Annotated in this window: 19 protein-coding genes and 3 pseudogenes; 16 read left to right on the forward strand and 6 right to left on the reverse strand. The window is 71.8% G+C overall.

What is annotated here, in order from left to right; translation table 11 throughout:
- Positions 1-72: 72 nt before the first annotated feature.
- Positions 73-1674: a PQQ-binding-like beta-propeller repeat protein gene (locus tag ACIPYQ_RS31345; RefSeq protein WP_401257320.1), complete on the reverse strand. Its 1602-nt coding sequence runs from the start codon at positions 1672-1674 to the stop codon at positions 73-75.
- 142 nt (positions 1675-1816) lie between these two features.
- Here ACIPYQ_RS31345 and ACIPYQ_RS31350 point away from each other — a divergent pair, with 142 nt between their 5' ends.
- The 4 genes from ACIPYQ_RS31350 to ACIPYQ_RS31365 all read left to right on the forward strand — a co-directional run bounded on the left by ACIPYQ_RS31350 (position 1817) and on the right by ACIPYQ_RS31365 (position 5657).
- A complete protein-coding gene (locus ACIPYQ_RS31350; protein ID WP_401257322.1) occupies positions 1817-3115 on the forward strand; it encodes a serine hydrolase domain-containing protein in 1299 nt (432 codons plus the stop codon).
- Positions 3116-3209: 94 nt separating this feature from the next.
- Positions 3210-3719 (forward strand): GNAT family N-acetyltransferase, encoded by a 510-nt coding sequence (locus ACIPYQ_RS31355; protein WP_361752497.1) that lies wholly within the window; start codon positions 3210-3212, stop codon positions 3717-3719.
- 88 nt (positions 3720-3807) lie between these two features.
- Complete coding sequence (locus tag ACIPYQ_RS31360; protein WP_361752499.1) at positions 3808-4326, forward strand: SigE family RNA polymerase sigma factor; 519 nt, start codon at positions 3808-3810, stop codon at positions 4324-4326.
- A gap of 71 nt (positions 4327-4397) precedes the next feature.
- Positions 4398-5657: a hypothetical protein gene (locus ACIPYQ_RS31365; RefSeq protein WP_401257324.1), complete on the forward strand. Its 1260-nt coding sequence runs from the start codon at positions 4398-4400 to the stop codon at positions 5655-5657.
- A gap of 70 nt (positions 5658-5727) precedes the next feature.
- Here ACIPYQ_RS31365 and ACIPYQ_RS31370 read toward each other — a convergent pair whose 3' ends face one another.
- Entirely contained in the window at positions 5728-7422 is a 1695-nt protein-coding gene (locus ACIPYQ_RS31370) for a bifunctional 3'-5' exonuclease/DNA polymerase (protein ID WP_401257326.1), read from the reverse strand.
- 394 nt (positions 7423-7816) lie between these two features.
- Here ACIPYQ_RS31370 and ACIPYQ_RS31375 point away from each other — a divergent pair, with 394 nt between their 5' ends.
- Positions 7817-9019, forward strand: a complete 1203-nt coding sequence (locus ACIPYQ_RS31375; RefSeq protein ID WP_401257328.1) for a DUF2786 domain-containing protein — start codon at positions 7817-7819, stop codon at positions 9017-9019.
- Positions 9020-9029: 10 nt separating this feature from the next.
- On the opposite strand, the gene tatA is transcribed toward ACIPYQ_RS31375, so the two are convergent.
- The gene (gene tatA / locus ACIPYQ_RS31380) at positions 9030-9200 is read right to left on the reverse strand and encodes a Sec-independent protein translocase subunit TatA (protein WP_401257330.1); all 171 of its coding nucleotides are present in this window, start codon (positions 9198-9200) and stop codon (positions 9030-9032) included.
- A 95-nt stretch (positions 9201-9295) separates the two neighbouring features.
- Between tatA and ACIPYQ_RS31385 the strand changes: the two are divergent.
- Positions 9296-11392 (forward strand): annotated as a pseudogene (locus ACIPYQ_RS31385) (FUSC family protein).
- 119 nt (positions 11393-11511) lie between these two features.
- A complete protein-coding gene (locus ACIPYQ_RS31390; protein WP_030656519.1) occupies positions 11512-11757 on the forward strand; it encodes a DUF397 domain-containing protein in 246 nt (81 codons plus the stop codon).
- Between the two features lie 110 nt (positions 11758-11867).
- On the opposite strand, the gene ACIPYQ_RS31395 is transcribed toward ACIPYQ_RS31390, so the two are convergent.
- Entirely contained in the window at positions 11868-12356 is a 489-nt protein-coding gene (locus ACIPYQ_RS31395) for an ATP-binding protein (protein WP_401257332.1), read from the reverse strand.
- Positions 12357-12717: 361 nt separating this feature from the next.
- Between ACIPYQ_RS31395 and ACIPYQ_RS31400 the strand changes: the two genes are divergently transcribed.
- The 9 genes and pseudogenes from ACIPYQ_RS31400 to ACIPYQ_RS31440 form a co-directional block, all read left to right on the forward strand.
- A complete protein-coding gene (locus ACIPYQ_RS31400; RefSeq protein WP_361752510.1) occupies positions 12718-13596 on the forward strand; it encodes a helix-turn-helix transcriptional regulator in 879 nt (292 codons plus the stop codon).
- 89 nt (positions 13597-13685) lie between these two features.
- Positions 13686-15143 carry an aldehyde dehydrogenase family protein gene (locus tag ACIPYQ_RS31405; RefSeq protein WP_401257334.1) on the forward strand — a complete coding sequence of 486 codons (1458 nt, stop codon included), beginning with the start codon at positions 13686-13688 and terminating at the stop codon, positions 15141-15143.
- A gap of 41 nt (positions 15144-15184) precedes the next feature.
- Positions 15185-17260: pseudogene (gene mrdA, locus ACIPYQ_RS31410) on the forward strand (penicillin-binding protein 2); the annotation flags it as partial.
- A 109-nt stretch (positions 17261-17369) separates the two neighbouring features.
- Positions 17370-17882: a DinB family protein gene (locus tag ACIPYQ_RS31415; protein WP_401257336.1), complete on the forward strand. Its 513-nt coding sequence runs from the start codon at positions 17370-17372 to the stop codon at positions 17880-17882.
- 24 nt (positions 17883-17906) lie between these two features.
- A complete protein-coding gene (locus ACIPYQ_RS31420; protein WP_401257338.1) occupies positions 17907-18521 on the forward strand; it encodes a PadR family transcriptional regulator in 615 nt (204 codons plus the stop codon).
- Between the two features lie 93 nt (positions 18522-18614).
- Positions 18615-19580, forward strand: coding sequence for an ATP-binding cassette domain-containing protein (locus ACIPYQ_RS31425; protein WP_401257340.1), 966 nt, complete (start codon positions 18615-18617; stop codon positions 19578-19580).
- Positions 19577-20377 (forward strand): ABC transporter permease, encoded by an 801-nt coding sequence (locus ACIPYQ_RS31430; RefSeq protein ID WP_361752520.1) that lies wholly within the window; start codon positions 19577-19579, stop codon positions 20375-20377. The genes ACIPYQ_RS31425 and ACIPYQ_RS31430 overlap by 4 nt, the downstream gene beginning before the upstream one ends.
- A gap of 82 nt (positions 20378-20459) precedes the next feature.
- The gene (locus tag ACIPYQ_RS31435; RefSeq protein WP_361752522.1) at positions 20460-21218 is read left to right on the forward strand and encodes a MerR family transcriptional regulator; all 759 of its coding nucleotides are present in this window, start codon (positions 20460-20462) and stop codon (positions 21216-21218) included.
- 142 nt (positions 21219-21360) lie between these two features.
- A pseudogene (locus ACIPYQ_RS31440) lies at positions 21361-22041 on the forward strand (VTT domain-containing protein); the annotation flags it as partial.
- A gap of 174 nt (positions 22042-22215) precedes the next feature.
- On the opposite strand, the gene ACIPYQ_RS31445 reads toward ACIPYQ_RS31440, so the two are convergent.
- Both ACIPYQ_RS31445 and ACIPYQ_RS31450 read right to left on the reverse strand, forming a co-directional pair.
- Positions 22216-23856, reverse strand: a complete 1641-nt coding sequence (locus ACIPYQ_RS31445; protein WP_401257343.1) for a threonine/serine exporter ThrE family protein — start codon at positions 23854-23856, stop codon at positions 22216-22218.
- A 172-nt stretch (positions 23857-24028) separates the two neighbouring features.
- The gene (locus ACIPYQ_RS31450) at positions 24029-24523 is read right to left on the reverse strand and encodes an inorganic diphosphatase (protein ID WP_008742522.1); all 495 of its coding nucleotides are present in this window, start codon (positions 24521-24523) and stop codon (positions 24029-24031) included.
- Positions 24524-24687: the final 164 nt, after the last annotated feature.

Here is a 24687-nt window from a genome sequence, read left to right on the forward strand (position 1 = left end):
AAGCCGTCCGGCCGGGCCGGCTGTTGGTACGGGTTCTGCACGTGCCCTCCTGGGGTGCGGGACTGCGCGACGCTACTTGCCGAACGAGAGGATCGCGCGGCTCTTCTTCTTGGGCTCCGGGCCGTAGACCCGGCCGTTGAGCAGGAAAAGCCGTCCGCCCGCCCAGGTGGTGCGGACACCGTGGGAGTAGAAGACGCTCGCGGCTCCGGCGGACACGGCCGGGCTCTGCAGGACGGGCTGCGAGGCGCCGTCCGCCGGCGCGAGCGAGACGACCGAGCCCGCCGCGCCGCTGCCGGGGGAGACGTACACGAGGACCCGGCCCTCCTCGATTGCCAGCGGCCACACGGTGCGGCCCTTGGGCTGCTCCGCGGTGCGCCACCGCTCCTTGCCCGTGTTCAGGTCGACGGCGACGACCTGGTTGGTGTCCTCGGTGTCGAGGGTGGCGGCGGGCTTGCCCGCGCCGATGTAGAGGGTGTCGGCGTCGGCCACGGCGGCGTAGCACTCCTGGAACCCGCCCGCGTTGCCGAAGCCGTTGCACCGGCCGCTGACCCCGAACGCGGAGGCCCCCTGCGAGCGGACCTTGCCGTCGGCCGCGAACGCCGTGATGTTCCAGGTCTTGCGGTCCTGGTGGTGCGCGGCGACCACCAGCGGGTCCACGGAGAGCACCCGGCCGAGGGTCCAGCCCTTCTCGTACTTGTAGCTCCACTTGGAGGTGCCCGTGGCCGGATCCAGCTCCTCGACCATCGACTGCCCGCGCGCGGTGGGGTCGCTGGGGTCGAAGCAGTTGCGTAGGCCGATCAGCCGGGAACCCCCGGCGAACCCGGACGGAGTGCAGCCGTCCGTCTTCGAGGTGCCGAAGAGCTTCCTGCCGTCGGTGACCGAGAAGCCGCTCATGACCGCCGACCGGGCGAGGGCCACGGTGTCACCGCTGATCGCGATCTCGAACTCCATCGAGGAGTCGTACGCGTTCTCCGCCGGCACCGGTACCTTCCATCCGGCCTTGCCCGTGGCGAGGTCGATCAACTGGAGGTGCGTGCAGTGCGAGGTCTCCGAGGCGCTCTCCTTCAGCCCGACGACCAGTTTGCCGTCCGCGGTCGGGGCCGGCGGAACCGCGCACAGCCGGGTCTGGAGCGGGAGCTGCCACTTGTCCTGGCCGTCGGTCGCCCCGTAACCGGTGAACTCGGTGGCGATCGCCTTGACCACCACGTCGCCCACCCGCCACGGGCCGTACTGGGAGGTGCCCGAGCCGGGGAGCTCGGTCTGGTTGTCGCGCAGCCAGACCCGGGCTTCACCTGGGCGGATGCCGGCGTTGGGGTCGTAGGTGTCGGGGCCGACGCCGGGGCCCTTGCCGTCGCCCTTGTCGATCGAGGGGGAGGCGGAGGGCCGGGCCTCGGACGGTTCGCCGCGGTCGCCGCCGACCGCGAGGTACACCCCGCCGCCGACGGTGAGCAGGACGGCCACGGCCAGTGCCGTCAGGACGGCCGGCCGGCCCTTGAACCGGCCGCCTCCCGCGGGGCCGCCCCGCGTGGGGCCGAAGCCGGGCGCCGGGACCGGTTGTGGCTGTGACGGCGCCGGCGGCCCTGCCTCCGCAGGCGGCTGCGGCTGCGGCCCCGACTGCGGTTCGAACGGTTCGGGCGGGGGGCCGAAGCCGCCGCGCCACTGCTCATCGCTCATGGGGAGAGTGTGGCCGGTACAGGACCCTTTCTAGAATAGATTTTTAGACTACTTCGCCGGGTCCCTTCGGGTCGCCGGGCCGCGGGCGCAGGGCTACGTTGGTACATGTGGGTGCTTGTCCCGCCGTACGAGGAGGCCGGGCATGACTGCACATCGACGCAGGTCGGCGGCCATGGCGGCAGCCGCGGCCGGCCTTCTGGCGCTCCCCGTCACGGCCGGTGCGGGAGCGGGGACGGCCCACGCCCGGGACCCGGCCGCCGTGTCCGCGGTGTCCGCCGCGTCCGCCGCGTCCGTGGTGTCCACCGTGTCCGCACCGGTTCCGGCCCCGGTTCCGGCCCCGACGCCCGCCCCGACCCCCGCCTCCGACGAGTTCCCGCGGCTGACGCCCGCCGTGGCCCGGCAGTTGGACGACGCGATCCGGAAGGTCCAGACCGAGGCGAAGGTGCCCGGGGTGATCGTGGCCCTGTCGGCGCCGGGCAAGGGCGAGTACGTACGGTCCTTCGGCATCGCCGACAAGGCGACCGGCGCGCCGATGGCCCCCGGCCTGAACATGCGAATCGGCAGCGAGACGAAGACCTTCACTGTGACCGCCCTGCTGCAGCTGGTCGACGAGGGCAAGGTCGGGCTGGACGACCCGATCGGCAAGTACATCGCGGGGGTCCCGAACGGCGACCTGATCACCCTGCGCCAGCTGGCCGAGATGCGGAGCGGGCTGTTCAACTACTCCGAGGACGAAGGCTTCTTCAAGGCGCTGACCAGCGATCCCCGACGGCCCTTCACCCCGCAGGAACTGCTCGCGTACTCCTTCAAGCACCCGGTCCTCTTCGCACCGGGCGCGCAGTTCTACTACTGCAACACCAACCTGATCCTGCTCGGGCTGGTGGTGGAGAAGGTCAGCGGGATCCCCCTCGCCGACTACATCGACCGGGAGGTCGTCCGACCGGCCGGGCTGCGGCACACGCTGTTCCCCACCGGCGCGGAGTTCCCCAGTCCGCACGCCCACGGCTACACGGACCAGACGGCCACCGGCAAGACCGAGGACGCCACCGACTGGAACCCCTCCTGGGGCTGGGCGGCCGGCGCGATGATCTCCGACCTCACCGACCTGCGGAGCTGGGCGAAGACCCTGGCGACCGGAACCCTGCTGACCCCCGCCACCCAGGCCGAGCGGCTGAAGGTGATCGACGCGCTCCCGGGCACGGGCTACGGCCTGGGCATCTTCAACGTCCAGGGCTGGATCGGGCACAACGGCTCACTGCCCGGCTACCAGTCGCTGACCGTCTACCTGCCGCAGGCGCAGGCCACGCTGGTCGTGATGCTCAACACGGACATCGCCTATCAGGGCAGCGAGCCGAGCACCCTGTTCGGCCGGGCGATCACCGAGATCGTGACCCCCGAGCACGTCTTCACCCTGCCGGCCCAGCCCGTCACCGGGCACTGAACAGGCCCTCCCACGACCGCTGGTGCGGATCCGCGCCGCCCGTGCACCATGGGTGCGGCGCGCGAGACACCCTCCAGGGAGATGTGAGACGTACATGAGCGGTCAGGCAGCAGCACAGCAGGACAGCCGGCCCCCGCACGGGGAGGGCGCGGGCGCGGTGGCGGTCCGGGCCGCGGGCGAGGCGGACGTCGACACGGCGGCCGCGCTGTTCCGGGGCTACCTCGACTTCTACGAGGTGGACCTCGAAGACCCGGACGGCCCGCGGGCCTTCCTCGCGGAGCGGATCGCGAAGGACGAGTCGCTCGTCCTGCTCGCCGAGGTCCCGGACCTCGGGACGGTCGGCTTCGCGCAGGTCTACCGCGCCTTCTCGTCCCTCTCCCTGAGCACCGCCTGGGTGCTCAACGACCTCTACGTCGCCCCCGCCGGCCGCCGCACCGGCGCCGGTCGGGCGCTGCTGCGCGAGGTGCTGCGCCGGGCCCGCGAGGCCGGGGTGTCCGGCGTACAGCTGGAGACCGCGTACGACAACACGGTCGCGCAGGGGCTGTACGAGGCCGAGGGCTTCGTCCGGGAGGAGTTCCACGTGTACTTCCACGACCTAGGCTGACCAACTCCGGCCGGGGGATCGCCGGGTGATGAAACATTTCCGCACCGCCGTCGCGTCAATGGGGTGAGACGGACGCGAGGGAGAGCACATGGGGCAGGGCCGCAGAGACGGGTTCCGTGAGTTCGCGGCGGGCCGGTCGGGCCACCTGTACCGGTCGGCATGTCTGCTGGCGAGCGGGGACACCCACCTCGCGGAGGACCTGGTGCAGGAGACCCTGGGCCGGATGTACCTGCGCTGGGGGCGGATCTCCCGCATCGACAATCCGGCGGCCTACGCGCAGACGGTGCTGGTACGGGCCTTCCTCACGCACCAGCGCCGCCGGTCGGCGGGGGAGCGCCCGGTCGGGGAGTTCCCCGACGCGGGCGTGCCGGCCACGGCCGGCGGAGCCGACCCGGAGTTGCGGCTGACGCTGCTGCAGGCGCTGGGGAAGCTGGCGCCCAAGGACCGGGCGGTGCTGGTGCTGCGCTACTGGGAGGACCGGAGCGTCGAGGAGACCGCCGACGCGATGAACTCCAGCTCGGCGGCGGTCCGTACCCGGACTTCGCGGGCGCTGGCCCGGCTGAGGGAGCAACTGGGCGGGAGCCTCGCCGCGTTCGCCGATCTCTGAGGGCTCCGGCGGTTCCTCGCGTTCCCTTCTCTTTCCTCACCCCACCCTTGAAACGGAAGGCTTGGTTCCCCATGCCCTTTGAAGACGACCTCGGCGTAGCCCTCCGGCGTGCGGGAGAGGGTTTCACGGCCGACCGGGACGCCCTGGCGGACGCCGGCGAGCAGCGCGGCCGACGGCTGGTGGCGCGTCGCCGCCACGCCGCCGCGGCCGGCGGATCCGTGCTGGCCCTGGCCCTGATCGCCACGGCGGGCGCCTACGCCGGAGGCCTGCTCGACGGCGCGGGAAGGGCCGGCGTGGTCAACGTCGCGGCGCCGCCGACCACGCCCGGCGGGGACGACAAGGGACCGCTGGCCGGCTCCGGCGCAGTCACCGCGGCGCAGATGATCGCGAACCTCCGGGAGCTCCTGCCCGGCGGGCAGCTGACCGAGCCCGACGGGCGGGGTTCGGAGGACCAGGTGCCGATGGCCTCCGGCGTGTACGACGACGGGAAGGGCAAGGCGGCCGTCAGCCTCGCCCTCAGCCGGGTGGACCCGGCCGGCAGCAACGCCCGCGCGATGACCGAGTGCGGGGACAAGAACGTGCAGGAGTACGACGACTGCCGGACCGAGCAGCTGGCGGACGGTTCCAGGCTGCTGCTCTACAAGGGGTACGAGTACCCGGACCGGCGGGTGGACACCAAGCTCTGGCGGGCCGTGCTGGCCACCCCGAAGGGCTTCATGGTCGAGCTGTCCGAGTGGAACTCCCCCGCCGAGAAGGGCGCCCCCGTCTCGCGGAGCAACCCGCCGCTGACGCCGGACCAGTTGAAGACCGTGGTCACCTCGCCCCTCTGGCAGCCGGCGCTGAACGACCTGCCGGCGCCCGCGCCCGATCCGGCGCCGTCGGCCCGGCCGGGGTCGTCGGCCGCCCTGCGGGACCGGGAGGCCGCGGTGGCACTGGAAGAGCTGGTGACCGGGATCGGGATCAAGATCCCGATCCTCTCCTGGGGCGGGGAGGGCGGACACGGCTACATCGTGTTCGACGACGGCAAGGGCAAGTCCCTGGTCTCGCTGACCGTGGGCCGGAGCGAGGGCGTCTCGGGCTTCCCGGGCCTCAACCAGCCCCCGCTGCCCGACGGCACCCTGGTCAACGTCAAGCAGGGCCCCGCAGAGAAGGGCAAGGGCGTGATCGAATGGCAGGTGGACACGCTGCGCACGGACGGGCTGCGCGTGGTGGTCTCCGCCTACAACACCGCCAACCAGAGCGGCACGGCCACCCGCGAGCAGCCCGCACTGACGCTGGACCAGCTGAAGGAGATCGCGCTCGCCCCGGGGTGGAACCGGACCCGGAACTAGCCCGCCCCTTTCGGATCCTGCTTCCCCGGCTACGTCTGGGAGGTACCCCCAGACCCGCTCCGACCAGCCTCTACTTGGCGTCGGCGTAGCACTCCACGACCGCCGTGGTGAACGGGAAGCGGACCGGGGTGTCGCCGAAGGCGATCCGGCCGGCCCGGTCTCCGGCGGCGCGGATCGCCTCCGCGACGGCCTCGGCCTCCTCGGCGGGGCAGTGCACGATCACCTCGTCGTGCTGGAAGAACACCAGCTCGGCCCGCATCCCGGCGGTCGCCTGCCGCAGGGCCGCGAGCAGCAGCAGGGCCCAGTCGGCGGCGCTGCCCTGCACCACGAAGTTACGGGTGAACCGGCCGCGGGCCCGGGTGTTGCTGGAGGCGTGGCTCGGGGTCCAGGCGTCGCCGTCGCCGTCCTGCGGGATCCCGGCCTCGCCCTCGCCCGGGTCGCCGTCCCCGTCCGCGTCGCGGGCGGATGCGGGCGGCGGGCAGGTGCGGCCGAGCCAGGTCCGTACGAGCCGGCCCTCCTCGCCGGCCTTCGCCGCGTCGTCCACGTACGCCACGGCCCGGGGGAAGCGGCGGCGGAGCGCGGCCAGGTTCTTCAGGCCGTCCCCGGAGGTCTGGCCGTAGACGGCGCCGAGGACGGCGATCTTGGCCTTGTCCCGGTCGCCGGAGAAGCCCTGGCGGGAGACGGCGGTGTAGAGGTCCTCCGGCCGGCCGGCCACCTCCATGAAGGCGGGGTCGCGGGAGATCGCGGCGAGCACGCGCGGTTCCATCTGGTCGGCGTCGGCCACGACGAGCCGCCAGCCGGGGTCGGCGACCACGGCCCGCCGGATCACCTTGGGGATCTGCAGGGCGCCGCCGCCGTTGGTGACCCAGCGGCCGGTCAGGGTGCCGCCGGGGATGAACTCGGGGCGGAAGCGGCCGTCGCGGACCCAGTCCGCGAGCCAGCTCCAGCCGTGGGCGGTGTAGATCCGGTACAGCTTCTTGTACGCGAGCAACGGCTCCACGGCCGGGTGGTCCAGCTCCTGGATCTCCCAGCGGCGGGTGGACTTGAGCTTGATCCCGGCCTCGGCGAAGGCCTTGACGACATCGGCCGGCAGGTCGGGGCGCACCCGCCTGCCGAAGGCGGCCGAGACGCGGTCGGCCAGCTCGGCGAGGCGCCGGGGCTCCCCGCCGCCCGCGTACCGCTCGCCGAGCAGCTCGGTCAGCAGCGCGCGGTGCACGTCGGCCCGCCAGGGCAGGCCTGCGCGGTTCATCTCGGCGGCGACGAGGAAGGCCGCGGACTCGGCGGCGGTGAGCAGCCGCATCCGGTCGGGGTGGGCGGTGGCCCCGAGCCGTTTCGCCTGGTCGGCGTGGACGGCGAGGAGGGCGTCCAGGGGGACCGGGGTCGGCTGCGGGTCGAAGAGGGAGTCCTGGGCGCGGGGCTCCGCGGCGCGCGGCCGCGGATCGGGCGGTACGGGGGCGTTCGTGAGCCGGGCCCAGGCGGCGGCCGCCGAGCGGGGCTCGCCGAAGCGGCCCTCGTGGCCGAGGAGCAGCAGCTCGGCGTCCTCGATGTCGTGGCACCGCTCGACGCGGGCGCCGGCCGCGAGGAGGCGGGGGTACACGGCGGCGGTGGACCGCCAGACCCAGCGGGTGCCGGGCGGGGCGGAGCGGATCGCGTCGGCGGGGTCGCGGACGCGGAGCCGTTCGCCTTCCGCGGGGGGTACCGGGGTGGCGTGCCACCAGCCGTCGGCGTCCTCGGCGAGGGCCCAGCGGGGGGTGGGGTCGCTCATGGGTGCGAGTGTCCCACCGGGGTCTGACAGGGGTGGGGCGCCGGGCCGGGGGTGCCGGGCCGGGCGTGGCGCCGCTGCCCCCGGGCTCCCGCCGGGCGCTGCCCGGGCCCGCGCCTCAATCGCCGGCGGGGCTCAAAGATCGGGGCTCCGCCCCGGACCCCGCGCCTCAAGCGCCGGCGGGGCTGGATTTTGTGCCGGCCGGGCTGGATGGTGCGGCGCGGTGAAAGATCGGGGCTCCGCCCCGGGCCCCGCGCCTCAAGCGCCGGCGGGGCTGGATTTTGTGCCGGCCGGGCTGGATGGTGCGGCGCGGTGAAAGATCGGGGCTCCGCCCCGGGCCCTCCCCCAGACTCCGTCCGGGGGGACCCCCACCCCTCAAGCGCCTGCGGGGCTGGAAATGGGGCGTGCCAAGCTGGGAGGTGTGACTGACCTTGCCGTGATCGTTGACCGGGCCTTTGCCGCTGCCCTCTATGCCCAGGACGATGCCGGGCTGGACACCGGGGCCTCGTTGCTCGTCGCCGATCAGGGGCGGTGGGGCGGGGTCGGGCGGGAGTTGTTGGCGCGCGGGGAGGCGTTCGTACGGCAGGGGTGGGAGCGGGGGTGGCGGCCGGCCGATGTGCTGCGGCTGGTCCGGCGGGACCTCGACGAGCGGCACCTGCGGATCACCGGGGACCTGATCGCCGCCGAGGCGCGCCGCTACGCCCGGCTTCCCGAGCGGTGGACCGACGCCGAGGTGTGGTGGACGGGCGACGACACGTACGCCGAACGGCTCGCGCAGCGGGAACGGGCGGACCGGTTCACACTGGCCACCGCCTTCCTGGAGGTGCTGCGGCTGCTGATCCGGCTGCCCTCCATCGAACCGGTGGGTCCGGTTCCCGGAGACCCGGCCGCCGACGCCCTGGAGCACGCGCACATCGAGCCGCGCATGCTGGGACGGATCCGGGCGCTGCTCGCCAAGGCCGAGGCGACCACCTTCCCGGAGGAGGCGGAGGCGCTCAGTGCCAAGGCCCAGGAGCTGATGGCCCGGCACACCGTGGACGAGGCGCTGCTGGCGGCGAGCGGCAAGGGACCGGCTCAGGTGCCGGGGGCCTGCCGGATCGGCGTCGAGCCGCCGTACGAGGAGGCGAAGGCGGTGCTCCTCGACGCGGTGGCCACCGCCAACCGGTGCCGGGCGGTGTGGAACAGCGGCTTCGAGTTCTCCACGGTGGTCGGCTTCGAGAGCGACCTGGAGGCGGTCGAGCTGCTCTACACCTCGCTGCTCGTCCAGGGCACGGCGGCGATGACCCGCGCCGAGGCCGCGCAGCGTTCGGGCGGGCGCAAGCGGACGAAGACCTTCAGGCAGTCCTTCCTGCTCGCCTACGCCAGCCGGCTCGGCCACCGGCTCGCCGAGACGGCCGAGCACACCGCCACGGAGGCCCCCGACAACCTCCCCGCGCTCGTGGCGCGCGACGTCGCCGTCACCTCGCGGGCGGACGAGATGTTCCCCCGCACCACGACCACCCGGCTGCGCGGCGCCACCGACCACGCGGGCTGGGAGGACGGCACGGCCGCCGCCGACCGCGCCCACATGGGCGGCAAGCGCAGGCCCCTGCCCCGGTAGGTCCGGTCCGTCAGGGCTTCGGGTCGTCCTCCGCGCGCAGGGCCCGCGCCTCCGACTTCAGGATCCGCACCGATCTGCCCAGCGAGCGGGCCGTGTCGGGCAGCCTCTTGGAACCGAACACCAGCAGGCAGACCACCAGGACGATGAGCAGGTGCCAGGGCTGGACGGCGTTCCGGAACACGGGCGTTCCCCTTTCGGACGACCGGCCCATGGAACAGGCAGGGTGACGGTCCGGACAAATCTGAAGAAGTCCTGAAAGCGGTAACCCTCGGCGCCATGAGCTGGTTCCGGGCACTGAAGGACGCCGCCCGGTCGGGCATGGCCGTCGAGCGGACCCGCCTCGAACCGCTCGTCGCACTGCGCGCCGCCGCCGGCCTCGCGATCGTCATCGGCGCCGGGCTCGCGCTCCTCGGGCCGGGCGCGGCGGCCAGTTCCGCCTTCGGCGCCTTCATGGCCGCCATCGCCACCTTCCAGCAGAGCTGGCGTCCGCGCCCCGCGCTCGCCCTCGCCTCGGGCCTGACCCTGGCCGTCTCCACCTTCGTCGGCTACCTCGTCGGCTCCTCGAACCTCGGGCTCTTCCTCGTCCTGCTCGCGGTGTGGACCTTCGCCGCGAGCATGCTGTGGGCGGCCGGCCCCACGGCCGGGATCATCGCCTCCGGCAACGTCGCGGTCATGCTGGTCACTGTCACCCTGCCCACGTCCGTCCCGCAGGCCGCCGGGCACGCCGCGATGATCGCCGCCGGCGGGGTGGTCCAGGCCCTGCTGATCGTGCTCTTCCCCGTCCGCCGCTGGGGCGCCCAGCGCGACGCCCTGGCCGACGCTCTCGCAGCCGAGGCCGACTACGCCCGCCGGCTGCGCCAGGACCCCGTCGCCCCCTTCGACCCGGAGCCCCTGATGCGGGCGCGGGCGGCCGCCACGGTCACCTCGCGCCAGGCCCGCCGGCGGCCCGCCGAGCTGCACGGGGCGCGGGGGCTCGCGGAGAGGATCCGTCCGGTGCTGGCCTCTCCCCCAGCTACCGCTGGGAGGTGCCCCCAGCCGATCCGGCGGTCGGGGCGCCCGCCGAGGGTCCCGGCCGGGACCGCGTACGGGAACTGCTCGCCGCCGCCGGGGCCGTCCTGGACGCCGCCGCGCACGCGATCCGGCACGGGGAACCGGTGAGCCTTCCCGCGCCGTCGCCGGCGATCCTCAAGTCCCCCGACACGGCCGACCTCCTCACCGGTGCGCCCCGGCGGGCCGCACGCCGGCTCGCCGCCCTGCTGGACGACGTACTGGAGACGGCCGAGCCGGGATCCGGGTGTACGGCCGAGCCCGGGGAGTCGATGCTGCGGCCCACGATGTGGGGGCTGGTGCCGCTGGTCCTGGGCGCCGTACGGGCCGAACTGCGGCCCGGGTCACCGGTCCTGCGGCACGCCGTGCGGGTGACGGCGGTGGCCTGCGCGGGCCTGGCGATCGGTCACGCGCTGCCGTTCGGGCACGCCTACTGGGCCCCGATGGCCTCCGTGATGGTCATGCGGCCGGACTTCAGCCAGACGTACGCGCGGGCCGTCGCCCGCTTCGGCGGCACCCTGGTCGGGGTCGCCGTCGCCACCGGGGTGGTGCAGCTGTTCCAGCCCGGCATGTACCTGTCCGGGTTCCTCGCCGTGCTCAGCGCCGGGCTGATGTACGCCCTGATGCGCACCGGGTACGCCGTCACAAAGCTCTTCGTCTCCGCCTACGTGGTCTTCCTGCTCGGCATGGGAGGGGTCCTCCCCCAGACTCCGTCCGGGGGGACCCCCAGACCAGACCGTGCCCGACCGGGTCGCCCTCACACTGGTCGGCGGCGTGCTCGCGATGATCGGCTACGCGCTCTACCCGGCCTGGGAGACCCCGCGGCTGCGGACCCGCCTCGCCGACTGGATGGCCGCCGACGGGCGGTACGCGGCCGCCGTGCTCGGCCAGTACGCCGACCCGGCCGGGGCCCGGCGCGCCGACGTGCGCGAGGCCCTGCTGGCCGCCCGCGACGCCCGGATCGCCTGGCACGAGGCGGTGGACCGGGCCGCGGGGGAGCCGGTGCGCCACCGGGGGGCTGTCCCGCGCCGCCGCCGAGCAGGCGGGCGACGCCCTGGCCGCCGTGGGCCGGGGCGCGATGCTCCTGGAGCCCACCTCCCGGACCGCGGGCACGCTCCGGTGCCGGGCGCGGCCGCCCTGGCCGGGGCGCTGAGCAGGGCGACCGAGGCGGGCGCCAAGGCGGTGCGGGAGCGCCGCGTACCGCAGTGGGACGAGGTCAGGGCGGTGCTGGCGGACTGGGAGGCCCCGGAACCGGGCGTGCTGCGGGGGGCCGCCGAACAGCTGCTGGACTCGCTGGACGAGGTGTCCGAGGCCCTCCGGCCGTGAGGGCGGACCTGTCTGTGATCAAGGGACCACCCCGCGTGCACGTGCATCTGCCCGTGCAGCCGCTTATGAACACAGCTATGATCCGGAGGAGTTGACATCTGCACTATCGGGGGCTTCCTGTGGACCACGCGTACAACGGGATGGCAGCTGCAGAACTCGCTTCCTTGTTTGAGCTGACGTGGCAGAAGAGCAGACACAGCAACTCGCAGGGTTCCTGCGTGGAGTTCGCGAAGCTGCCCGGCGGCGACGTCGCCATGCGCAATTCGCGCTTTCCGGACGGACCGGCACTCGTCTACACGCCGGCCGAGATAGAGGCCCTGCTCCTGGGCGTCAAGGACGGCGAGTTCGATCACCTGATCGGCTGACGGAACGGCGCACCCATCAAGCCATGCACGTGCACTGGCCGGGACCGATCGCAGTGATCGGTCCCGGCCAGTTGTCTTGACCGTCGCTCTTGTGCCGGTCCGCCGGTCCGTCAGTCCTGGAGCAGGAACAGCGCCCAGACCACTTTGCCGGTCAGCCGCCCCGCGAGCGGGTGCCAGCCCCAGCTGTCGCTGTACGAGTCCACCAGGAACAGTCCGCGCCCGGACTCCAGGTCGAAGTTCTCCTCCGTGCGCTCCGGTGAGAAGGCCCCGCCGGGCCGGTCCTCGCTGGGGTCGCGCACCGCGCACACCAGCCGGGTGCTCCACCGCATCAGGTGCAGTCGTACCGGCGGCTCCGGCTCGGCGTCCGGGCCCCGCGAATCCTCGGGCAGGGCATGGCGCAACGCGTTGGTGACGAGCTCGGAGACGACCAGGGCCACATCGTCGAAGCGGTCGTCGAGGCCCCACTGGGACAGGGTCGACCGGGTGAAAGTGCGCGCGCCCCGCACCGCGTCGAACCGCGCGGGCAGAGCACAGGAGGCGGAGCCGGAGACAGCCGTGGGGTCGACCGGGGGAAGCCCCTGCCGTAACGGCTCGAGCATGGTCGATCCATTCGTCCCCATGCGAGGCACTCCCGGGATTCGCGGACGAAGCGGCGGCTTTGTCCAAAGAGAACTGCGGGGTGGGTCCGGCGCCGGCGCGAAGAGCACGCAGGTGCGCGGGGACCATCGTTCCGAATGCGCGAGCCGGATGCAAGGGCAGATGCACGTGCACGCGCCGGACCTGTCCACTCACGTGACGGTTCTTGCTCATTTCTTCCTACGCATACTTACGGACTTCTTTTCCCGGAGGCGGGATTCCGTTACAGAACGAGTACGGCCCGATGCGTTTTGGTGGCAGACTTCGGGCCCTGGGGTACGGGGGCCCCGCGACGCACGCGCACACCACGCGCACGCCAATGCGATGGGGAGGGCAGTACTAGTGACCGCAGAAGCAAGCGGTTCTGTGGTGCGCCGCATCCTCCTGGGCTCCCAGCTCAGGCGACTCCGAGAATCCCGCGGCATCACCCGTGAGGCGGCCGGCTACTCGATCCGCGCATCCGAATCGAAGATCAGCCGCTTGGAGTTGGGAAGGGTGAGCTTCAAGGCAAGGGACGTAGAGGACCTCCTGACGCTCTACGGGGTCACGGACACCTCCGAGCGCGAGTCCCTCCTGGGGCTGGTGCGCGAGGCCAACGCGACCGGCTGGTGGCACAGTTACGGCGACGTGCTGCCCGGGTGGTTCCAGACCTACATCGGCCTGGAGGGCGCCGCCTCGCTCATCCGGATCTACGAAGTCCAGTTCGTCCACGGCCTGTTGCAGACCGAGGCCTACGCCCACGCCGTCGTCAGCCGCGGCATGCCCGGCGCCACCACCGCCGAGATCGACCGCCGCGTCGCCCTGCGCCTGGAACGGCAGAAGGTCCTCGTCTCCGAGAGCGCCCCGGTCTTCCACGCCGTCCTCGACGAGGCCGCGCTGCGCCGCCCGTACGGGGACCGCAACGTCATGCGCGGCCAGCTGGAGCACCTCATCGAGGTCTCCCAGCGGCCCAACGTGCAGCTCCAGGTGATGCCCTTCTCCTTCGGCGGCCACGCGGGAGAGAGCGGAGCCTTCACCCTGCTGCGCTTCCCCGAGTCGGACCTCCAGGACATCGTCTATCTGGAACAGCTCACCAGTGCCCTCTACCTCGACAAAGACGAGGAAGTGGGGCAGTACGAGCGGGCGATGGAGCGGCTCCAGGCCGACTGCCCCGACCCCGACCGGACCAGGGATCTTCTTCGTGGCCTGCTTCAACTGTCTTGATTCGCACGTAGTATGACGTCTGATCAGTGCATGATGACCGATCGGTCTCCGGTGCAGCGCACGGGTGCGCGCTCGCAGTAAGGGATGGCATGTCCATATTCAGCGACCTGGCTCACCAGTACATCGACGGCGAATGGCTGGCCGGCACCGGTTCGTGGGACATCATCGACGTCAACCCGTACAACGGGGAGAAGCTCGCGGCCATCACCGTGGCCACCGTCGAGCAGGTGGACCAGGCCTACCGCGGCGCCGAACGCGCCCAGCGGGAGTGGGCGGCCACGAGCCCCTACGTCAGACGCGCGGTCCTGGAGCGCGCCCTGCGGATCACCGAGGAGCGCGAGAAGGAGATCGTCGAGGCGATGATCGACGAGCTCGGCGGGACCCGTCCCAAGGCCGAGTACGAGGTGTACCTCGCCAAGGAGTTCATCCGCGAGTCGATCCAGCTGGCCGTCCGCCCCGAGGGGAAGATCCTCGCCTCGCCGGTCGAGGGCAAGGAGAACCGGGTCCAGCGGCTCCCCGTCGGCGTCGTCACCGTGATCAGCCCCTTCAACTTCCCCTTCCTGGTCACCCTGAAGTCGATCGGACCGGCCCTGGCGCTGGGCAACGCGGTCGTCATCAAGCCCAACCAGAACGCTCCGGTCGTGGGCGGCGGGCTGATCGCCAAGATCTTCGAGGACGCGGGACTGCCGGCCGGCCTGCTGAACGTCCTGGTCACCGACATAGCCGAGATAGGCGACGCGCTCCTGACCCACCCCGTCCCCAAGGTCATTTCCTTCGCGGGATCGGACCGGGTCGGCCGGCACGTCGGGGCGGTCGCCGCCCGCCACTTCAAGCGCACCGTCCTGGAGCTCAGCGGTAACAGCGCGCTCGTCGTCCTCGACGACGCCGACCTCGACTACGCGGTGGACGCGGCCGTCTTCAGCCGCTTCGTCTACCAGGGCCAGGTCTGCATGGCCGCCAACCGGATCCTCGTCGACGCGGCCGTCGCGCAGGAGTTCACCGAGAAGTTCACCGCCCGCGTGCGGGGACTGAAGACCGGCGACCCGCACGAAGCCGACACCCACATCGGCCCGCTGATCAACTCCTTCCAGGCCGACGCCCTGACCGCGCTGGTGGACCAGGCAGTGGAAGCGGGCGCCCAGGCACTCGTACGGGGGTCTACGCGCGGCAACCTCGTCGAACCGACGGTGCTCGCCGGGCTCCCCGAGGACTCCCCGCTGCTCGGCCAGGAGATCTTCGGCCCGGTGGCCCTGCTGGTGGTCTTCGACGGCGAGGACGAGGCGGTACGGCTGACCAACGCGACCCCGTACGGACTGAGCGGCGCCGTGCACACCCGGGACGTGGAGCGCGGGGTCCGCTTCGCGCAGCGCATCGAGACGGGCATGATGCACGTCAACGATTCCACGATCGGGGACGAACCGCTGGCCGCCTTCGGCGGCGAGAAGGCCTCTGGCCTGGGCCGACTGAACGGCGAGGCAACCGTCGAGGCCTTCACCACCCAAAAGTGGATCTCGGTGCAGCACGGGCGGAGCCGCTTCCCGTTCTAGACTCGGCCGGGCGTACGGCATGCGTCCGGGGGAGATCAGCGTTGAGCAACATACCGGAGACCGGACGGACCCCTCGGGTCCAGAACCGTCTCGTCGTCATCCAGATCGTGGTCTTTTCGCTGCTGCTCACCCTGGGCGGACGGCTCTGGTACCTCCAGATACGCAATGGCCAGGAGTACACGGACGAGGCGAAGAACAACCACGTCCAGCAGGTGGTCCAGCCCGCCGTGCGCGGCTCGATCCTCGACTCGCGCGGGGTTCCGCTCGCCGACAACGCCACCCACCTCGTGGTCTCCGCCAGCCGCACCGAGCTGCTGACCATGAAGGACAAGGGCAGGTCCGTGCTGACCCGGCTCGCCGGGGTGCTGGGCGTGGACGCCCAGGAGGTCATCGACAAGGTCCGGCTCTGCGACGCCAAGACCAAGCAGCCCTGCTGGAACGGATCCCCGTACCAGCCGATCCCGGTCAGCAACGCGGCGACCACCGAGCAGGCCCTGCAGATCCGTGAGCACCCCGAGGACTTCCCGGGCATCACGGCCGAGGCGACGGCCCTGCGGCGCTACGCGGCCCCCGACGAGGCCAACACCTCCCAGGTGCTGGGCTACCTCTCGCCGGTCACCGACGAGGAGATCGCGAAGGCGAAGAAGTCGGACTCCCCGTACCTGCGCTCCGACCAGGTGGGCCGCTCCGGCCTGGAGCGCACGTACGACAAGGAGCTGCGCGGGAAGGCGGGCATCACCCGCTACGAGGTGGACAACCTCGGCCGGGTCATCGGGCAGGGCGAGACCGACCCGGCGCAGCCCGGCTCGAACATCGTGACCTCGATCGACTCGCGCGTGCAGGCGGTGGCCGAGCGCGAGCTGAACGAGGCGATGATCGAGGCCCGCAAGGTCAACGACAAGAACACCGGCAGGAACTACGAGGCCGACTCGGGCGCCGTCGTGGTGATGGAGACCAAGACCGGCCGCATCGTCGCGATGGCCTCGAACCCGACCTACGACCCGAACGCCTGGGTGGGCGGGATCTCCGCCAAGGACTACGCCGGGCTCACCGACAAGGAGTCCAACTACCCGCTGCTGAACCGGGCCATCCAGGGCCAGGCGGCGCCGGGCTCCATCTTCAAGGTGGTCACCTCGACCGCCGCGGTCAATGCCGGGTACCCGTTCAACAACCGCTACCCCTGCCCCAGCTCGTACTCGGTCGGCAGCCAGACCTTCACGAACTTCGAGTCGCAGGGCCACGGCGACATCACCATCGGCCGGGCGCTGGAGGTCTCCTGCGACACGGTCTACTACGCCATCGCGGACCAGGAGTGGAAGAAGGACGGCGGCATCAAGCCGAAGAAGGACCCGAACGACTGGTTCCTCAAGACCGCGCACGAGTTCGGGCTGGGCAAGCGCACCGGCATCGACCTGCCGAACGAGGTCCCCGGCCGGATCCCCGACCGGAAGTGGAAGCAGGACTTCTTCGACGCGAACAAAGACGCCTGGTGCCGGGACGGCAAGAAGAACGGCAGCTTCGCCGAGAAGATCGCCTACGAGAACTGCCGCCAGGGCAACCAGCTGCGCGAGGGTGACGCCATCAACTACTCGATCGGGCAGGGCGACACGCTCGTCACCCCGCTCCAAATGGCCTCCGTCTACGCGGCCATCGCCAACGGCGGCACCCTGCACCAGCCCAGCGTCGGCAAGGCGGTCGTCAGCGCCGACGGGAAGTCGGTCCAGGAGATCGCGCCGAAGGAGCAGGGCAGGCTGCCGATGGACCGCAAGACCCGGGACAACATCGACGAGGCCCTCGCCGGCGTGGCCACCAACGGCAGCGCCGCCTGGCGCTTCGGCGGCTGGCCGCAGAAGCAGATCCCGATGCACGCCAAGACGGGCACGGCCGAGGTCCAGGGCAAGCAGACCACCTCGTGGTTCGCCTCCTACACCGAGGACTACGCGATCGTCATGACGATCTCCCAGGGCGGCACCGGCTCCGGCGCGTCGGGACCGGCGGTCCGCAAGATCTACGAGGCGATGTACGGGCTGGACCCGACGGGCAAGCAGGACCTCACCAAGGCCCTGCTCCCGCAGCCGGCCACCGCGCTGCCGGCGATTCGGCCGGACGGTGAGATCTCCCCGAACTGAGGCGGGATCTAGGACACGATCTGACCGCAAGGCTCCGTAGCGTATGAGGTGTCGGGGGGAGGGCCCCCGGCACCCCACACGAAGAGGCGGTCCGGTCATGGCGCAGATTTCCACCGAGGTCCCCGGCGACGAGCGCGGCACGCTCCTCGCTTTCGTCGAGGCCCAGCGGGTCGCGCTGCGCGAGGCGGCGCAGGGGCTGACCGAGGAGCAGGCGGCGAGCCGCCCCAGCGTCAGCGAGCTCTCCCTGTCGGGGCTGCTCAAGCATGCGGCGGACTGCGAGCTGTCCTGGCTGCGGATGGCCCAGCAGGCCCCGGCCCAGGAGCAGCGCAGCGAGGAGAGCTGGGGCGAGGCGTTCCGGCTGGTCGAGGGCGAGACCATCCCGGGCGTACTGGCCATCTGGGACGGGGTGGTGAAGGAGACGGAGGCCTTCATCGCGGCCGTGCCCAGCCTCGACGACACCTTCCCGCTCCCGCCGGCGCCCTGGTTCCCCAAGGACGGCAAGGTCTCGATGCGCTGGATGCTCCTGCACCTGGTGGAGGAGTTCGCCCGGCACGCGGGTCACGCGGACATCATCCGGGAGTCCCTGGACGGCACCCGCGCCATGGGCTGAGGGCCCGGCCACTAGCCTGGCCGCATGTCAGCGATCAGGCTTCTCGTCCTCGGCGCGGTCCGCCAGCACGGGCGGGCGCACGGGTACCAGGTGCGCAACGACCTGGAGTACTGGGGCGCCCACGAGTGGTCCAACACCAAGCCCGGCTCGATCTACCACGCGCTCAAGCAGATGGCGAAGCAGGGCGTCCTGCTCGCCCACGAGGTGGCGCCGAGCGCGGCGGGCGGTCCGCCGCGCACGGAGTACGAGGTGACGGACGCGGGCCGCGAGGAGTACTTCAAGCTGCTCCGCGAGGCCCTGGCGGCGTTCGACCAGAAGACGGACCTCCTCTCGGCGGCGATCGGCTTCATGGTCGACCTGCCCCGGTCGGAGGTCCTGGCCCTGCTGGGGGAGCGGCTGGCGAAGCTGGCGGCCTGGCGGACGTCGGTGACGGACTACTACACGCCCGAGGAGGGCCCGCAGGCGCTGGGTCACATCGGCGAGATCATGCACCGCTGGGTCCATTCCGCGGACGCCGAGGCCGAGTGGACCCGCGGTCTGATCGCCCGGATCGAGGAGGGCGCCTACTCCTTCGCGGGCGAGGGCGGTGACCCCTTCGTGGGGGTCCTGGCGGACGGCCAGGAGAACCCGTACGCCTAATCAAGTTTGACTAGCCCGACTCCGGGCAGTACCTTGGCGCCCCCTGCTACTCAAATTTGACTAATGAGCTGAACGTGAGGAGTTGGAAGCGCGTTGGCGATCTCCGTCGAAGGCGTCCACAAGCGGTACGGCGACAAGCCGGCCCTGGCCGGACTGGACCTGGAGGTGACGGGCGGGACGGTGCACGCCGTGCTCGGCCCCAACGGAGCCGGGAAGACCACGGCGGTCCGCATCATGAGCACCCTGCTGCGGCACGACGAGGGCGTGGTCCGGGTGGCGGGCCACGACGTACGGAAGGACCCGGCGGCCGTCCGGGCCCGGATCGGGCTGCTCGGCCAGCACGCGGCGCTCGACGAGGAACTGTCCGGGCGGCAGAACCTGGAGATGTTCGGCCGCCTCCACCACCTGGGCGCGCGGCGGGCCGGGCTGCGGGCCGACGCGCTGCTGGACCGGTTCGGCCTCGCGGACACCGGCCGCAAGTCCGTGAAGCAGTACAGCGGCGGCATGCGGCGCCGGCTCGACCTCGCGGCGTCCCTGATCACCGAGCCCGAGGTGCTCTTCCTCGACGAGCCGACCACCGGGCTCGACCCGCGCGGCCGCGCCGAGGTGTGGAGCGCGGTCCGCTCGCTGGTCGGCGGCGGCACGACCGTCCTGCTGACCACGCAGTACCTGGAGGAGGCGGACCAACTGGCCGACCGCATCGCACTGATCGACGCCGGCCGGGTGGCGGCCGAAGGCACCGCCGACGAGCTGAAGTCCCGCGTCGGGCCGGACCGGATCGTCGTCGTCCTGCGGGACGCGGCCCGGCTCGCCCAGGCGGCGGCGCTGCTGCCGGACCCGACCGTGGACGCGGACACCCTCACCCTGGGCTTCCCGGTGGAGGACCGCATGGCCGGCCTGGCCCTGACCCTGCGCGCGCTGGAGGGGGCGGGCATCGAGGCGGCGGACCTCTCGGTCCGGCGGCCCACGCTCGACGAGGTCTTCCTGCACCTGACCGACCGTACGGCCACCGACCGCACGCCCACCGACCGCACGGACGCCACGGAGGTGGCCGCATGACACCGCACACGATGTCCGCGGCGGGCTGGGTGGCCGTGGACTCCTGGACGATGACCCGGCGCGAGCTCGCCCACTGGGCGCGGCAGCCGGTGCAGGTGGTCGTCGGCCTGGTCTTCCCCGTGATGATGCTGCTGATGTTCGGCTTCCTCGTCGGCGGCGGGCGCGGGATCGACGGCGAGTACGTCGAGTTCCTCGTGCCCGGCATGCTCGCGCTGACCATGGCCTTCGGGCTGGAGGCGACCATGACGGCGGTCACCCAGGACCTGGGCAAGGGGGTGATCGACCGGTTCCGCGCCATGCCGATGTCCTCCTCGGCGGTCCTGGTCGGCCGCAGCGCGGCGGACATGCTCCAGTCGGCCGTGGGGCTGGCGGTCCTGGCGGGCGTCGGCCTGCTGCTCGGCTGGCGCTGGCACGGCTCGCCGGCGGCCGCGCTGCTGGCCTTCGTCCTCCTCCTGCTGCTGCGCTTCGCGATGCTGTGGATCGGGATCTTCCTGGGCATGGCCGCGGGCCGGCCCGAGCTGGTCCAGGCGGTGCAGATCCTGGTGTGGCCGGTCGGCTTCCTCTCCAACGCCTTCGCCACGCCGGAGTCCATGCCGGGCTGGCTGGGGACGGTAGTGGAATGGAACCCGATGTCGGCCACGGCGACGGCGGTCCGCGACCTCTTCGGCAACCCGGCGGCGGCCTCCCCGTCCTGGGCCTCCGACCACGCCGCGCTGCTCGCGGTCGGCTGGCCGCTCCTGCTGCTGGCGGTCTTCTTCCCGCTGGCGGTGGCGAGGTTCCGCGGCCTGAGCAGATAGGCCCGGGGGCGGGGACTTGCACCTCACGCCACGTGAGGGACCACAGTGAAGGGCGTACCCAACCAGAGGAGAGGGACGGGAGATGGGCTACTCCGTGGGCCAGGTCGCCGGATTCGCCGGAGTCACGGTGCGCACCCTGCACCACTACGACGAGATCGGTCTGCTCTCCCCGAGCGGACGCAGCCACGCGGGTCACCGGCGGTACGACGAGGCCGACCTGGACCGGCTGCAGCGGATCCTGTTCTACCGGGAGCTCGGCTTCCCCCTCGACGAGGTCGCGGTCCTGCTGGACGACCCGGAATCGGATCCGCGGGAGCATCTGCGCCGGCAGCACGCCCTGCTGACCGACCGGATCGCCCGGCTCCAGCAGATGGCCAAGGCCGTTGAGCACGCCATGGAGGCGAAGACGATGGGCATCAACCTCACGCCCGAGGAGCGGTTCGAGGTCTTCGGGGACAAGGACCCCGAGCAGTACGCGCAGGAGGTGGAGCAGCGCTGGGGCGACACCGAGGCGTACGCGGAGTCGCAGCGCCGGGCGGCCTCGTACACGAAGGACGACTGGCAGCGGATCCAGGACGAGTCCGCCGACTGGGGCCGCCGGTACGTGGCGGCCATGGAGGCGGGCGAACCCGCCGACGGCGAGCGCGCGATGGACCTGGCCGAGGAGCACCGCCTGCACATCCACACGTGGTTCTACGAGTGCCCGTACGAGATGCACACGTGCCTCGGTGAGATGTACGTGGCGGACGAGCGGTTCACCGCGTTCTACGACGCGATGAAGCCGGGCTTCGCCGCGCACCTGCGGGACGCGATCTTCGCGAACGGTGTGCGCAAGGTGTAAGCGGAATGTCACGCATCCGACCCCCTCCGGTCCCTGGAACCGGGAGGGGGTCGTGTGCGTTGATAATTGAGACCGCCTTTACCTTGCCCGCAACCGCCTGCTGCCCCCGGCACGCCCCCCGATCCAGGAGAGTCCGGAACCCGTGTACACGATTGCGCTCGGCCCTGAGTGGCTGTCCCCGGACTACCTGATCTCGCATTTCGGCCTGATCGGCATTCTGGTCATCGTCTTCGCCGAGTCGGGACTCTTCGCGTTCCTGCCCGGCGACTCCCTGCTCTTCACCGCGGGCCTGCTGGTCGCGGACGGGCAGTACATCAAGCAGCCGCTGTGGCTGGTCTGCACCCTGATCGTGGCCGCCGCCATCATCGGTGACCAGGTCGGCTACATGATCGGCAAGTTCTTCGGCCCGAAGCTCTTCAACCGGCCGAACTCCAAGCTCTTCAAGCGCGAGAACCTCGACAAGGCGCACGAGTTCATGGACCGGCACGGCCCGAAGGCCATCGTGCTCGCCCGCTTCGTGCCGATCATCCGCACCTTCGCGCCGATGGTCGCGGGCGCCGGCTCGATGAAGTACCGCACGTTCCTGACGTACAACATCATCGGCGGCATCGGCTGGGGCGCGGGCGTCACGGTCGCGGGCTACTGGCTCGGCCAGATCGAGTTCATCAAGACGAACGTCGAGCCGATCCTGGTGGGCATCGTCCTCATCTCGGTCATCCCGGTGGTCTTCGAGGTCCTCAAGGCCCGCAAGGAGAACAAGGCGAAGGCCCTCGAGGCGCCGGCTGAGGCCGCCGCGGTCGACGGCGCGGGCCCCCAGACCCCGGGCACCCGCGGCCGCCACGCCAAGCGCTAGCCGTCTCAGCCCCGCCGGCGTTTGAGGCGCGGGGCCCGGGGCGGAGCCCCGATCGGTGAGCCGCGCGAGGCACATCGCATCAGCCACCACGTACGCCCCCGCGGGCCGCCAGAGCCCGCGGGGGCGTACGCGTACCCCGTAGGGCTAGAAACCCCTCGTCCGCTTCGCCGCACGGCGCTTCGCGGCGCTCGCGGCCCCCGGGATCCGCATGAACAGCCTGGACGTCTCCGACCCCAGGTTGACCCCGATGGCGATGGCCAGTGCGATGGCCGCCGCGTTCACCAGGGAGCCCAGCCCCTCGTTCAGCCGGTTCTCGGCGATCAGCAGCAGCCCGTAGTACGTGGCCGAGCCGGGCAGCAGCGGGCCGATGGCGGCCGTCACGTACGGCAGGGCGGAGGCGAAGCGGTAGCGGGAGAAGAGCTGCCCGAAGAGGCCCACCAGCCCGGCGGCGATGGCGGTGGACGGCACGGGCGGGATGTCGCCCGCGTAGTGCAGGGCGCCGAAGGTGACCCAGGCGACCCCGCCGTTGAGGGTCACGATCAGCACGGTGGAACGTTCCTGCTGAAGCAGGATCGCGAAGGTGAAGACGAGCACCATCGAAGCCGCGATCTGGATCAGCGGCCGCTGCTGGATCTCCAGGACCTCCTCCGGCCGGGGGGAGGCGTCGAACTGCAGGCCGACGTAGAGCACGACCAGCACGCCCATGATGATGCCGATGAAGAGGTACATGACCTCCAGCAGCCGGGCGGAGGCGGTGATGTAGAAGCCGGTCAGGCCGTCCTGCACGGCCGCGACCAGGGCCCGCCCGGGCAGCAGCGCGAAGAGCCCGCCGGTGATCACGGCGGAGGCCTTCACGTCGATCCCGGTCATGTTCAGCGCCACCCCGATCGCCGCCGGCGGCATCGCCGCGACCACGAACTGGTAGAACTCCGGCAGCCCGCGGCCGGCGCACAGCCACGCCAGCCGGTCGCCGAGGATCGCGCCGAGCGACGCCGCGATGAAGACCAGCACCCCGCCGCCGACCAGCGTGGAGGCGGCGCCGGCGAGCAGCCCGGCGGCGGCGGTGAGCATCCAGCCGGGGTACGGGTGCCGGTTGCGGCGGATCTCGGCGAGGCGCCGGTAGGCCTCCTCCAGCGAGATGTCGATCTCGGGGGCGCTGATGTCGTCCACCAGCCGGTAGACGGCCGAGAGCCGGTTGTAGTCGGTGCCGCGGCGGCGCACGGTCCGGTTCGCCGAGACGGGGTGGTCCACCAGCGAGGGCTGGTGGGTGATCGACAGCAGGGTGAAGGTGACGGTCGGCTCGCAGCGGTCCAGCCCGTAGGAGCGGGTCACCGCGAACATGGCGGCCTCCACGTCCTCGGCGCCCTCGCCGCCCGCGAGCAGCAGCTCGCCGATGCGCAGGGTCAGGTCGAGCACGCGGCCCACGGCGGGTCCGGCCTCGGCCGGCCGGTGCACGAGATCCGGTACGGGACGCACGTCGACCGGCATGCGCAGCATCGTGCGCATGCGGTCCTGCCAGGGGGACTCCTTCAGCTGGGTGAGGGGGAAGTCCTGGCCGGGGGTGTAGGCGGGTGGGGAGTGCGCGGCGCTGTAGGTGGCCGGGGTGGCGAAGGCCGACCCCTCGGGCTCGGGCTGCACCGGTTCGGCGCCGGCCGGACGGGCGAACTCCGAGGTCGGCTGGTCCTCGTCGAGGGCCTCCGGCTCCATCCCGGGCGGCGGCGTGAAGGCGCTGTGCGCCTCGTCGGACTGGGGCTTCCTGTCCTCTGCCCCGTCGGCCTCCGCCACGCGTCCTCCAGTCCGTGATCACCTGCGGTACCAGTATGCGGAACCGTTTCCTCCACGGCGAAGGCAGCCCGGCTCCGCATGCGACAGCGGGCGGCACCCCGTCCGGGGTACCGCCCGCCATGTCGCAAGGGGCGCGGGGGATTCCCCCGGCCCGTTACCGCCGAGCGCGAGCTCAGTGGTGGCCGCCCTGCGCCTCCAGGCGCTTGTACGAGGCCTCGATCTCGGCCTCGGCCTCGGTGCGGCCGACCCAGTTCGCGCCCTCGACGGACTTGCCCGGCTCCAGGTCCTTGTAGACCTCGAAGAAGTGCTGGATCTCCAGGCGGTCGAACTCGGAGACGTGGTGGATGTCGCGCAGGTGCTCGACACGCGGGTCGGAGGCCGGCACGCAGAGCAGCTTGTCGTCGCCGCCCGCCTCGTCCGTCATGCGGAACATGCCGATGGCGCGGCACTTGATCAGGCAGCCCGGGAAGGTCGGCTCGTCCAGGATGACCAGCGCGTCCAGCGGGTCGCCGTCCTCGCCGAGGGTGTTCTCGACGAAGCCGTAGTCGGCCGGGTAGCTGGTCGAAGTGAAGAGGCGACGGTCCAGACGGATCCGGCCGGTCTCGTGGTCCACCTCGTACTTGTTCCGCGAACCCTTGGGGATCTCGATGGTGACGTCGAACTCCACGTCCTGCTCCTCCATGATCAGCTTCAGCGGTCCGAATGGCTTCGGGACCGCACTTGATTCAAATACGCGCGCGTCCGGCCCAGCCCAGCCGGGTGGGGTGCCATGCTCGCGGCAAGACGCAGTGGTTAAGTGTCCCTCACGCATATGTGTGATCGCGAAAGGGG

It is taken from the genome of Streptomyces sp. NPDC090045 (assembly GCF_044747975.1).
Lineage (GTDB): Bacteria > Actinomycetota > Actinomycetes > Streptomycetales > Streptomycetaceae > Streptomyces.